Annotated in this window: 12 protein-coding genes; 11 read left to right on the top strand and 1 reads right to left on the bottom strand. The window is 33.6% G+C overall.

Features of this window, described 5'->3' with window-relative positions:
* Nucleotides 1–109 precede the first annotated feature (109 nt).
* On the top strand, nt 110–1,123 hold the full coding sequence (locus NK213_RS17435) for a LysM peptidoglycan-binding domain-containing M23 family metallopeptidase (protein ID WP_253351546.1): 1,014 nt from the start codon (nt 110–112) through the stop codon (nt 1,121–1,123).
* A gap of 140 nt (nt 1,124–1,263) precedes the next feature.
* On the opposite strand, the gene NK213_RS17430 is transcribed toward NK213_RS17435, so the two are convergent.
* The gene (locus NK213_RS17430) at nt 1,264–2,007 is read right to left on the bottom strand and encodes a TSUP family transporter (RefSeq protein ID WP_253351543.1); all 744 of its coding nucleotides are present in this window, start codon (nt 2,005–2,007) and stop codon (nt 1,264–1,266) included.
* 197 nt (nt 2,008–2,204) lie between these two features.
* On the opposite strand from NK213_RS17430, the gene uvrB reads away from it, so the two are divergent.
* From uvrB to NK213_RS17380, 10 genes are all read left to right on the top strand, one after another.
* A complete protein-coding gene (uvrB, locus tag NK213_RS17425; RefSeq protein ID WP_253351541.1) occupies nt 2,205–4,178 on the top strand; it encodes an excinuclease ABC subunit UvrB in 1,974 nt (657 codons plus the stop codon).
* A gap of 27 nt (nt 4,179–4,205) precedes the next feature.
* Nucleotides 4,206–4,556, top strand: coding sequence for a Spx/MgsR family RNA polymerase-binding regulatory protein (locus NK213_RS17420; protein ID WP_253351539.1), 351 nt, complete (start codon nt 4,206–4,208; stop codon nt 4,554–4,556).
* Between the two features lie 12 nt (nt 4,557–4,568).
* Nucleotides 4,569–5,909 (top strand): exodeoxyribonuclease VII large subunit, encoded by a 1,341-nt coding sequence (gene xseA, locus NK213_RS17415; protein WP_253351537.1) that lies wholly within the window; start codon nt 4,569–4,571, stop codon nt 5,907–5,909.
* Between the two features lie 80 nt (nt 5,910–5,989).
* Nucleotides 5,990–6,697, top strand: a complete 708-nt coding sequence (locus tag NK213_RS17410; RefSeq protein WP_253351535.1) for a lipopolysaccharide assembly protein LapB — start codon at nt 5,990–5,992, stop codon at nt 6,695–6,697.
* A gap of 154 nt (nt 6,698–6,851) precedes the next feature.
* A complete protein-coding gene (locus tag NK213_RS17405) occupies nt 6,852–7,034 on the top strand; it encodes a hypothetical protein (RefSeq protein WP_253351533.1) in 183 nt (60 codons plus the stop codon).
* Complete coding sequence (locus NK213_RS17400) at nt 7,031–7,204, top strand: hypothetical protein (protein ID WP_253351531.1); 174 nt, start codon at nt 7,031–7,033, stop codon at nt 7,202–7,204. The genes NK213_RS17405 and NK213_RS17400 overlap by 4 nt, the downstream gene beginning before the upstream one ends.
* A gap of 785 nt (nt 7,205–7,989) precedes the next feature.
* On the top strand, nt 7,990–8,262 hold the full coding sequence (locus NK213_RS17395; protein ID WP_253351529.1) for a hypothetical protein: 273 nt from the start codon (nt 7,990–7,992) through the stop codon (nt 8,260–8,262).
* A 205-nt stretch (nt 8,263–8,467) separates the two neighbouring features.
* Nucleotides 8,468–9,505 (top strand): DNA-processing protein DprA, encoded by a 1,038-nt coding sequence (dprA, locus tag NK213_RS17390; protein ID WP_253351527.1) that lies wholly within the window; start codon nt 8,468–8,470, stop codon nt 9,503–9,505.
* Between the two features lie 393 nt (nt 9,506–9,898).
* The gene (locus tag NK213_RS17385; RefSeq protein ID WP_253351525.1) at nt 9,899–10,375 is read left to right on the top strand and encodes a cupin domain-containing protein; all 477 of its coding nucleotides are present in this window, start codon (nt 9,899–9,901) and stop codon (nt 10,373–10,375) included.
* Nucleotides 10,376–10,730: 355 nt separating this feature from the next.
* Complete coding sequence (locus tag NK213_RS17380; RefSeq protein ID WP_253351523.1) at nt 10,731–11,468, top strand: hypothetical protein; 738 nt, start codon at nt 10,731–10,733, stop codon at nt 11,466–11,468.
* Nucleotides 11,469–11,504: the final 36 nt, after the last annotated feature.

Genomic DNA, 11,504 nt, shown 5'->3' with positions numbered 1-11,504 from the left:
ATAATAAAGTCCTCCTGTTTTTAGTTTATCATAAAAAGATTTTTTTATTTACAGACTTTTTATCACAGGCTCTATTTATGTTGTTACAGAATCTGTGAGTATAAGGACTTTGGGAGAGAAATTAGGGATTGAGCCTGAAATTATTTTATATAATAATCCGTATCTTATAGGAAAACCTGCTTTGGAAGTGGGAGACAGGGTAGTTTTATATAATGAACCGGTTATTTTTTATAAAGTAGGCGGGGATGATACAATAGAAAAAATAACTGAAAAATTTCATATAAATGAGGAAGAAATCCTAAAACTGAATCCTGATCTCGCAGGGATGGGAATTCAGAATAAAAAATACCTTTTGATAAAAAATCCTGTGATTACAGAAAGTGTTCTTCTAAGTCTGAAAGGAAATATGGTTTATGAGAATGCAGCGTATAATCTAAGCAATCAGGAAAAGCTGATATATGAAGAAAAAACAGCAGTGAAGAACCTGATAATATCGGGAAAAACATCTGAAATTTCAGAGATAAGAGATAAGGAAAAAATCGCAGGAAATAAACGTATTTCTGAGAATAAGGATTCACAAAACAGGCAATATGCGGACAAATCTGAGAAATACAGCAAAAATAGTGCATCTGGAGGAGAGTATAAAGAAAAAGAACCTCTCGCTGCATCAGTAAAAACAAAAGATTCTGTTCAAACCATTGAAAGATCTAAAGATACAGGTTATGAAATAAATAAGTATATGCTATGGCCTGTTTCAGGAACTACAATTACAAGCGGATACGGCAACAGAACACATCCAATACTAAAAACCAAGAAATTTCACAGGGGTCTGGACATTAGTGTGGGAAAAGGAACCGCACTGAAAGCTTCTTTTACGGGCATAGTCACATATGCTTCGTCAAAGGGAGGATACGGCAATCTTATAGAGCTGGAAAGATCAGACGGAATAAGAGTCAGATATGCCCATTTGGATAAAATATCCGTAAATAAAGGAGATACTGTGAAAGAAGGTCAGATTATCGGGGCAACTGGCAATACAGGATTATCAACAGGGCCTCACCTGCATTTTGAGATACTAATAGACGGCGAACCTGTAGATCCTAAAAAATGGAATTATTTTTAATCTGGGTCAAAATAGGATGTAAAATCAAAACAGCAGAATATTATTGTGATTTCAAAGCAATAATACCTGCTGTTTTTATTTATAAAGTTAATATTTTGTTTTGTTTGTATCTTAACAAATATGAATGATCCAAATATAAATTAGTGCATGAGTTTATCATAAAACATTTTAAATGCAATGATAAATGAAACACTTAAAAATACCGGTCTTATAAATGGTACACCTTTTTTTATGGCAAGTTTTGTCCCGGCAAGAGAGCCTAGTAAAATGGCAACAGTACCAATTGAACCATAAAAAAAGTTTACTTTTCCGCTGATCAGAAAAATAAAGAAAGCTGATAAGCCTGAGGCGAAATTTAATAATTTAGTATTTCCTGATGCTTCAAGAAAATCAACACTGAATATTTTTATAAGCATAACTATAAAAAATGTCCCTGCTCCCGGACCAAAAAATCCGTCATAAAACCCAATAAGAAAAGTAAAGAAAATTCCTTTGGTAAGAACAGCTTTTTTAGGGTGCTTATACATGCTTACTCCCCCGAGGGATTTATTGAAAAGTGAATAAAGTCCCACGCCGAGTATCAGAAACGGGATGGCAGCATTTAGGAAATCAACTTTTATTTTCGTAACTATAAATGAGCCGAGCATAGAACCTGCAAATGAGGCAGGAACCAGATATTTCAGCAGCTTTAGATGAAGCTTGTTATGCTTCAGATAACCGAGAAAGCTTCCAAAAGTACCGAAAATAGAAGAAAATTTATTTGTAGCCAATGCGGATACTGTGGGCAGGCCTGTAAGCAGATACGCCGGCAGCGTAAGAAGTCCGCCTCCTCCTGCAATGGAATCTATAAATCCTCCGGCAAAAAGCAGCAGAATAAAAGGCACAAAGTTGTCAATATTGTGAAAAATGGTGATCTCCTCCTCAAAAAGTATGTGTACAAAATTGCAGATAGCTTAAGTATATAATGTATATAAAAAAATTACAATTAAAAAATTTTTAGTGTATTAAATTAAGCTCAAAATCTTTATATTAGGTACAGTTTATGTTATAATAAGAGATATAATAAAATTGGGTGATAATAATGGATTTTAAGATACATTCGCACTTTAAGCCTACCGGAGATCAGCCGGAGGCAATAGAAAAAATAGTGGAGAATCTGGAGAACGGAGTTTCAGATCAGATACTTCTCGGAGTTACCGGTTCCGGGAAGACTTTTACAGTGGCAAATGTAATAGAAAAAATAAACAGACCGGCATTAATCATGGCTCCGAACAAGACACTGGCAGCACAGCTTTATAATGAATATAAGCAGTTTTTTCCTGATAATGCAGTGGAATACTTTGTGTCGTATTATGATTATTATCAGCCGGAAGCTTACGTTGCAGTTACAGATACTTACATAGAGAAAGATTCGTCAATAAATGACGAAATTGATAAACTGCGGCACGCTGCAACAGCGGCCCTTTTGAACAGAAGAGACGTTATTATAGTGGCATCTGTTTCGGCAATATACGGCTTGGGATCGCCGGAAGCGTATAAAAAAAGATCTATACCAATAGATGTTTCTGTGGGATTTGATAGAAATGACCTGATTTTGAGACTTGTAGACCTGAGATACGAGCGGAATGACTATGCTTTTGAGCGTGGGAAGTTCAGGGTGAACGGGGATGTAGTAGACTTATATCCAGCTTATCAGGATACCGGTTATAGATTTGAATTTTTTGGTGATGATCTGGAGGATATTTCGGAGATAAATACGCTGACAGGACAGAAAATCAGAAAGATACAGAGAATTTCAATAATGCCGGCAACTCACTATTTATCTACCGAAGATTCAGAGACAATGTTCAGGGAAATAAAAAAGGAACTGGATGAGAGAGTAGAATTTTTTAATAAGAAAAATATGCTTTTGGAAGCACAGAGAATAAAGCAGAGAACAGATTACGATCTGGAAATGATAGCAGAAATAGGATTTTGCAAGGGGATAGAGAATTATTCCAGATATCTCACAGGGAAAGGTCCCGGAGAAACACCTGATACTCTGATAGATTATTTTCCAAAAGATCTGGTAGTATTTTTAGACGAGTCACATATTTCCGTTTCACAGATAAACGGTATGTACAAGGGAGACAGGGCAAGAAAGCAGTCGTTGATAGACAACGGATTCAGACTTCCAAGTGCCTTTGATAACAGACCAATGAGATTCGAGGAGTTTTTCGCTAAAACACCTCAGGTAGTATATATTTCCGCTACACCGGGGGACTATGAGATGGAACAGTCAAAGAGCGAAGTAATAGAACAGCTGGTAAGACCTACAGGAATAATTGAACCTACTATAGAAGTAAGACCTACAAAAAATCAGATTGATGATTTGATGGATGAAATCAAGCTGAGAGTAGAGAAGGGTGAAAGAGTTCTTGTTACCACACTTACGAAGAAAATGGCGGAAGAGCTTACAGATTACTATTTGGAATATGGTCTGAAAGTAAAATATATGCACTCTGATATAGAAACACTTGAAAGAATAGAGATAATAAGAGGTCTGCGTATAGGGGAATTTGACGTACTTGTAGGGATAAACCTTTTGAGAGAGGGGCTTGATATTCCAGAAGTAGCATTGGTAGCTATTTTGGAAGCTGATAAGGAAGGATACCTGAGATCAAGAAGATCATTGATACAGACAATGGGAAGAGCAGCAAGAAACGTAGAAGGGAAAGTAATTCTTTACGCTGACAGAATGACAGGTTCAATGAAAGAAGCCATGGATGAAGTGGAGAGAAGACGTGAGATTCAGATTGAGTATAACAAAGCACATAATATAAATCCTAAGACAATCGTAAGTAAAATTTCTGATTCGCTTGTGGATTATGAAATAGGAAACGAAGAAAAAGTAGACAGAATCAAAAAAATCTACAAAGACAGAAAAGATATAGAGAAAGAAATCAGAATTCTTGAAAAAGAGATAAGAAAACTGGCTGAAGAGCTGAATTTTGAGAAGGCAATAGCTAAAAGAGATGAGATGAAGGCTTTGAAAGAACTATTATTGGAATTATAATCTAAAAGAAAGACGGGGACAGAAGAGATGAAAATATATTATTATCCTTCATGCAGTACATGTAAAAAAGCGCTGAAATGGCTTGACAGCCATGAATTGAAATATGAAAAAGAACATATAGTGGATGCAAATTTAACAAGAAAAGAAATAGAAAACATATACAAAAAAAGTAAGTTTGATATAAAGAAATTTTTTAATACAAACGGGAAGGTCTATAAAGAACTGGATTTAAAAAATAAGCTGGTAAGTATGAGTGAAAGTGAGAAGCTGGAACTTCTTGCTTCAAACGGCATGCTGCTGAAAAGACCGCTGCTTGTGGAAGGCAACAAAGTCATAGTTGGTTTCAATGAAAAGGAATACGAAGAAAAATTAAAGTAAACGGGAGAAGATATGGACGCAGGAATTTTTACCGTAAGTGAATTGAACAGGGCAGTAAAGGAATATCTTGAAGGTACTTCAGCTTTTAAAAATATTTATATACAGGGTGAAATCTCTAACATTACTTATTATAAAAGCGGACATCTTTATTTTACGCTGAAAGATAATAAAGCCAGTGTTAAGTGTGCTATATTCAGATATATGATTAAAGGGGTTCCAAGGGATCTGAAAGAGGGAGATCAGGTAAAGCTTCTCGGAAGTGCCACTTTATATGAACAGGGCGGATCTTTTCAGGTAATCGGCGAACATTTGGAAAAGCAGAATAAACTTGGTGAGCTTTATGAAAGATTTGAAAAGCTGAAAAAATATTATTTTGAGCTGGGATATTTTGATGAGGAGATCAAAAAAAAGCTGCCGAAGGTGCCGTTGAATATAGGAGTGGTCACGGCAGAAACCGGGGCAGCCATAAGGGATATTATAAATACTGCGCAAAAAAGATTCAGTAATATAAATATATACCTGTATCCTTCCAAAGTGCAGGGAGAAGGTGCAGCTCAGGAAATCGCCCATGGGATAGAAGTTTTTAACAGAGAAAATGTAAGGGAAAAACTCGGTCTTGATTTTATAATTGTGGGAAGAGGCGGAGGAAGCATTGAGGATTTGTGGGCTTTTAACGAAGAGGCTGTGATAGAGGCTGTATACAGATCTGACCTGCCTGTTATATCAGCTGTAGGTCATGAAATAGATAATCTTCTGTCGGATTTAACAGCAGATGTAAGAGCAGCCACACCTACACAGGCAATAGAAATTTCAGTGCCGATGAAAAGTGATCTTTTACAGGAACTGGAATATAGGAAAAATCTTCTGAATAAACATTTGATGAATGAAATTACCCTTATGAAAAACAATCTGGAAAAAAGAAAATCAAATTATATGATCAGAAATTTTTTGAATATAATCATTGAGAAAAAAATGATGATGATAGACAAGGAAAATCGTTTGAATAAGAGTTTGAAATATAAGATTACAAGCAGCAGTGAAAAACTTTTGATGGTAAAAAGAATGCTTTCCAAAATAAAGCTTGATGATAAAATAAAAGAAAAAAAAGAAGAACTGGCTGATTCGGAAAAAGTACTGACAAGGCTGATTATTCAGAGGATAAAAGAGTATAAAAACGAACTGGAATATAAAAAAGCAGTGGTATCAAAGTATAATTCCGATGATATTCTGAAACAGGGCTATACTCTTACTAAGCATAAAGGCAAGCTTATTGTTAAAAAAGAATTTCTGAAAAAAGATGATGAGATCATGACAGTCTTTTCTGACGGAGAGGTAAAAAGTATTGTTCAGTAAAGTAATTATATTTAAAAATATATTTGCATAATCTGTTTTTTTTGATACAATATAATATATATAAAAATCTTGGAGGATCAATGAAAAGAAGAATAGCAACGGTTTTATTGATTATTTTAGCATCAATGGCAATAGTCGGTGAACCAAATGCACCAGCAGGAGGGGAAACACCGGCAGCAGGAGGTTCTAAGCCGCAGGGCGGAGGAGCAAAACCGGAATCACAGCCAAAAACTGAGAATGAAATAGATCAGATAATTCAGTCAGAATTAAACAATATAAATAATACTGATACAGCAGCGACAACTACTACGACAACTACTACATCGACTGTAGATACTGGGACTACTCCTACAATCGGCGGTGATGAAGCATCAGACGGGTCGAAGTTTAAAGTATACGATAATTATGAAAAAGCTATAAAAACAAACCCTAGTTCAGGTGCGATATTCAGACTGTGTAACCTTTATTTCAGAGACGGTCTTTATGAAAGAGCCATGAATCTCGCGAAGCAGGATAATGCAAGAGATATAAGGAACTTATACGTTGTGGCGCTCTCATCAAGACTTATGGGGAATTTTGACCAGTCAATACAATACTATAATGAAATACTGGCAAGATATCCAAATTATCTTGAAGCACATTTAGGGCTTGGAATTGCATATAAGTCAAAAAGGGATTTTAAAAGAGCAGTGGAATATCTGAAAACTTATAATAATTCCAGAAGAGATGAAAATGTAAACAGAGAAATAGCTCTTTTGAACAATATAATAAATGGAACTTTGAATTAAAATAATCATGGGAGACTTCTGAGAGTCTCCTTTTAATTAACTCTTTAATACTAAAAAAAATGGACAGTAAGGAATATTTTTGGGGTGCTTGAGGCTGCGGGGAATTGACAGATAATAAAAATCAACGGATAACATAAGGAGAAAACAGGATAATATGGAAAAAATTATAGGCATAACATTTACGATGATTTTAGGATTAGTATTTTTGTTGATAGGACGATTTTTTCTTGTAAAAGATAAAAAGTTAAAAAATAAAGGCGGCAAATCAACAGCAAAGATAATTGAAAAAAAGTCGGAAGCAGAAATAGATTATATATTACACTGGAGTACACTGTGAATGGGGAATTAATAAGGAAGAAAATGGTGACAAGCAGATTTTTTTATGACAGGGATAAACCCAAGAGTTTTTGTTTTGAAAATGATGTGAGATATATTGTAATTTCAATAATATTCTTTTTTGCCGGAGGAATGGAGTTACTGGTTGTGGTTTTATCATTTTTTAATTAGTACAAAAGAATGTAAACATAAGGATAGAATTTTAGAAATAATAAAGAATATTTAGCATTGACTTGAAAAGGAGGGATATTATGAGAAAATTCAGATTATTAGTTTTATTAGCAATACTTATATCAGTATCTGTATCGTGCGGCACAAGGAAATGCGGGGAAAATGAAATTGATGTATGCGGACCGGCAGTAGCAAAATAAGAAAGAACAGGAATTAACCTGAGGTGAATATTAGGGACAATTATTCAGAGAATAAGGGCTTTTTAAATTAATTGGGCAGTATACGATTGATTTAATGAGTCCCTTTTGTTTGCGTATAAGGAATTAAAAAAGAACATATAATTTTATGGTAACAGTCTGACAGAAAAAAACTATGATGTAAAAATACAGAAAATTCAGCAATTGCAATATACAGCAATAAATGATAAAATAATGGGAGATTAGGGGAGAGGTAGTTTTAGATAAAGGAAATTACACAATATATTGATAACAGATCTATCATTTGGAACAGAAATAACACAATTCTTGACAGTTCAGGTCTTATAAGGCTTTCTTCTGGATTTTTAATTTTATATTTTGAAGTATGGTTTATTTTTGTTATAATAAATATTTGAAAAATATGCAGCAGAGCAAAACGGAAGTTATTTGGAATTCAGACAGTGCAGCCGGAATTATAAGACAGTCAGGAAAAAAGTGTCAGCTTGCAGGCTGTAACCGTGAAAATAATCAAAATCAGGAAAATGATAATTATAAGAAATCTATTATATAGTTTGATTGGAGGGAATTATGGATTTGAATATCGGGTTAGTAAAAAGTGGCTATTCTCAGCATATAAGCATAAAATATAAAGTAGAGGCAACAATTGAAAAAGGGATGAGAACCGGAAAAAAGAACAGAGTCTATGAGTCAAATGAAGTGGACACACTTCAGGAGGTCAATTCAATCCTGAAATGGCTGGAACAGGAAGGCTTAATAGAAGGCGAAGTAATCGCTGATTTGTCAGTTTTGACAATTAATGAACTTAGTTTTATAAAAGAAAAAAAAGTAGAAAATATGTAAATTTACAGATGAATAATGGGAGACTGAAAGCTGCTAAATATAACAGAAGAAATTCTGCTGAGTTTAACAGCTTTTTGTTATTTCTACATATTTTTAGATAGAAAAATGTAATTTTTTTAAATTGATTAAAATTTTAATAAAAATAATATATTTAAAATTAGTTTTATGTTATTATATAAAAGTAGAAATTCGTTAAGGGGGAGATATGGGGTGGATAAATTTAAGAGAATCAGGTATGAAAGATTCTCTCATATTAAGGTTTATGAAAGAATTTAAAAGATTTGAAATACTGATACGAGATGAAAATCTCAGAATATTGGATAAAGACATAAGAGCAAAAGTACTGCATGCTGCTCTTTATGATGACAGGAAGTTTTATGATAATTTAGACAAACACAATATCAGTTTGCTGGAGTACACAAGTGACAGTTATCCTGAGAATCTGAAAAATATACAGGATCCTCCGCTTTTTCTTTATGTAGCCGGAGAAGTTAAGTTTCATGAAAGAAATATTGGTGTGGTAGGTACAAGAAAAAATACCGTATATGGAAAAGTTTCATGTGAGAGTATACTTAAGGAATTGCTCGAATATGACGTGAATATCGTCAGCGGGCTGGCACTTGGGATAGATAACATTGCCCACGAATTTACGCTGAAAAAAAACGGCAGATGTATAGGAGTGGTAGGAAGCGGTCTGGACAGGATATTTCCTTATGAAAGCAGGAAGCTTTGGGAGAGAATACCGGAAAGCGGGATGCTGATAAGTGAGTATCCGCTTGGAAGTGAGCCGCTTAAGTGGAATTTTCCAAGGAGAAACAGGATAATAGCCGGACTTTCACAGGGGATTCTTTTGTGTGAAAGTTATGAGAAAGGAGGCGCCCTTATAACAGCCGAATTTGGATTTCAGCATGATAGGGAGATTTTCGCAGTACCCGGCTTTATAAATTACCCGTCATTTAGAGGGTGTAATAAATTAATAAGAGAGTCCAAGGCGAAACTGGTATTATCCGGGAAGGATATAGCGGATGAATTTTTATGGGAAAGAAAACAGAAGGCAGGTGCAGTTTCAGGTTTGAGTTCTGAGGAAAGGAAAATTCTTTCATTATTGGAAACTGAAAAAAGTCTAGATGAACTGATAATTGAGACAAGGCTTAGTGCGGGAGTGGTTTTGGCAATACTTGCAGGTCTTGAAGTTAAGGATTTTATTTTTGAGATATTTGGTGGGAGGTATAAGGGAAGGTAGATGATGAAGGTTTTAAAATATATAGAAAATAAAATTACGACGTTGATACAGGTAAATATACTTATAAAAACTTGCACTTTTTTATAAATATGATATCATTTACATGAAAACAAATATTAGATTAAATTATGGAAAAGACTGGGTATATCTAATTTTTTTATTTTATAATATGATATAAATTTTTGGTTTTTGTGAATCATAATTTATACACAGAGGAATATAATATTTAAAACGCTTATGCGACCATATTTATGGTTATCATAAAAATCTTTTACTAAAGTATTTCTTACCTCTGTCAGGGAATAGTAGAAATCATAAAAACAGAGATTTTAAAATATCAGAGGAAGAGATAGTATTTAAAGAAAGTCTTAAATTATACAAGGAGGTTAAAGTATGTCTTTAAAGGAAATTTTAGTAACCAATATCAGCCAAATTGAACCAAAGCATACAGCACCAAATCAGATTTATGAATTTGACAGATACGATGTAAGTGGCTTATTACATGAAAATAAGTGTACAGTAACTTTTTATTCTCTTTCTCCGGGCAAATCTAATTATCCGTACCATTATCATACAGGGAATGAAGAGGTATTCTATATTATCAGCGGGCAGGGGGTTCTTGAAACACCAGCAGGCGGAATTTCTGTTAAAGAAGGAGATGTTATTGTATTTCCACCCTGCAAAGATGGAGCACACAGATTAACAAATACATCAGAAAATGAAAAGTTAGTTTACTTGGATGTTGATACAAATACTTCTCCTTATGTTGTTATTTATCCTCATACAAACAAAGTCGGCGTATTTGTAAAAGGTGAGTTTCCTAAATTCTATAAGCAAGATTCGAATGTTCCTTATTATGAAGATGAATAATATAAGCAGCTAAGAGGTTGATGAACATTCTGTTATTTTCCCCTTCACTGTTAGATGGTCAGGAAATGAATGGTATTTTGTACCTAACTAAGTAACTTTGGGATATTTTCTCCAATTTAGTGTTCTATCCGTCACTTCGAAGATGATCTGCTTAAATCAGTTAAGTGTAGAAAAAACATGAAATATAAGAACCCTCACTACATGGGGGAGGAAATCAAAGTTGTACCAAAATACCAATTCAATATAACAGAAGTTTTTTATGCTATTAGAAAGGATAGTCGGAAAATAACATTAAGATATAAAAAGTATTCTATTGATGCTATAATGTGAAAAAATGATGAGAGGAGAAATTTTCATGGATTCAGCATTATGCTTAAGGTTAGATTATGAAAATAATAATAATAAAATTGATAATAAAATATTAGAATTATTAATGACTTCAACTTTAGTCAATAAACTTACCAAAAATTACATTGAACATCCATTATTTGCAGTATTTCGTATTATGGGATTATCTGAAATTCCCTATACTGAAAATCTTAGATACACAGAAAAACTGATAAACTATATAAATAATAAAATTTCAACAAATGAAGGTTTTTCATGTCTAGGAGGAATTAGTGAAATTGTCCCCTGTTATAATGCGATGTTATTAGAAGCATATACACGATTAGGATTATCCAATACAAAAGAATGCATTAATGCTCTTAACTGGATCAAAAAATATCAGTTATTTGGCCGTAATCAAAAAACAACATGGAAATATTTTGGGATATGCAAACATGGAGGGTGTTTAGGAAAAGTACCTTGTTATATAGGAATAGGAAAAACAATGCGAGCACTTATAACGTATGCAGAATTTAATAATAAAAAAGATATAGAGGTAGAGAATCTGATCAATAATGGAATAGACTACATGCTGTATCACAGTATATATAAAAGATTGTCTAATGGGTACCCAATTAGTTCCCATATAACAGATGTAATGATGCCTCAAAGTTATGTATTATCATTAACTGATTTAATTTATATTGTAGGAAAAAGAAAATTAACGGGAGTGTGCAAGAAAGTCTGTAAATTAAATCTGATATAATAAAAGATTTGTTTTTCATATATTGATTTATCTATT

The organism is Sebaldella sp. S0638 (genome assembly GCF_024158605.1).
Lineage (GTDB): Bacteria > Fusobacteriota > Fusobacteriia > Fusobacteriales > Leptotrichiaceae > Sebaldella.
Note: the sequence above shows the minus strand (reverse complement) of the source record. Positions and strands in the feature narration are given on the sequence as shown.

Bases quoted from the DNA above. Each gene is read 5' to 3' on its own strand.
- NK213_RS17405 (WP_253351533.1), top strand. From the start codon at position 6,852: ATGGAAAAAATTATAGGCATAACATTTACGATGATTTTAGGATTAGTA.
- NK213_RS17420 (WP_253351539.1), top strand. From the start codon at position 4,206: ATGAAAATATATTATTATCCTTCATGCAGTACATGTAAAAAAGCGCTG.
- NK213_RS17395 (WP_253351529.1), top strand. From the start codon at position 7,990: ATGGATTTGAATATCGGGTTAGTAAAAAGTGGCTATTCTCAGCATATA.
- dprA (WP_253351527.1), top strand. From the start codon at position 8,468: ATGGGGTGGATAAATTTAAGAGAATCAGGTATGAAAGATTCTCTCATA.
- uvrB (WP_253351541.1), top strand. From the start codon at position 2,205: ATGGATTTTAAGATACATTCGCACTTTAAGCCTACCGGAGATCAGCCG.
- NK213_RS17380 (WP_253351523.1), top strand. From the start codon at position 10,731: ATGGATTCAGCATTATGCTTAAGGTTAGATTATGAAAATAATAATAAT.
- xseA (WP_253351537.1), top strand. From the start codon at position 4,569: ATGGACGCAGGAATTTTTACCGTAAGTGAATTGAACAGGGCAGTAAAG.
- NK213_RS17410 (WP_253351535.1), top strand. From the start codon at position 5,990: ATGAAAAGAAGAATAGCAACGGTTTTATTGATTATTTTAGCATCAATG.
- NK213_RS17385 (WP_253351525.1), top strand. From the start codon at position 9,899: ATGTCTTTAAAGGAAATTTTAGTAACCAATATCAGCCAAATTGAACCA.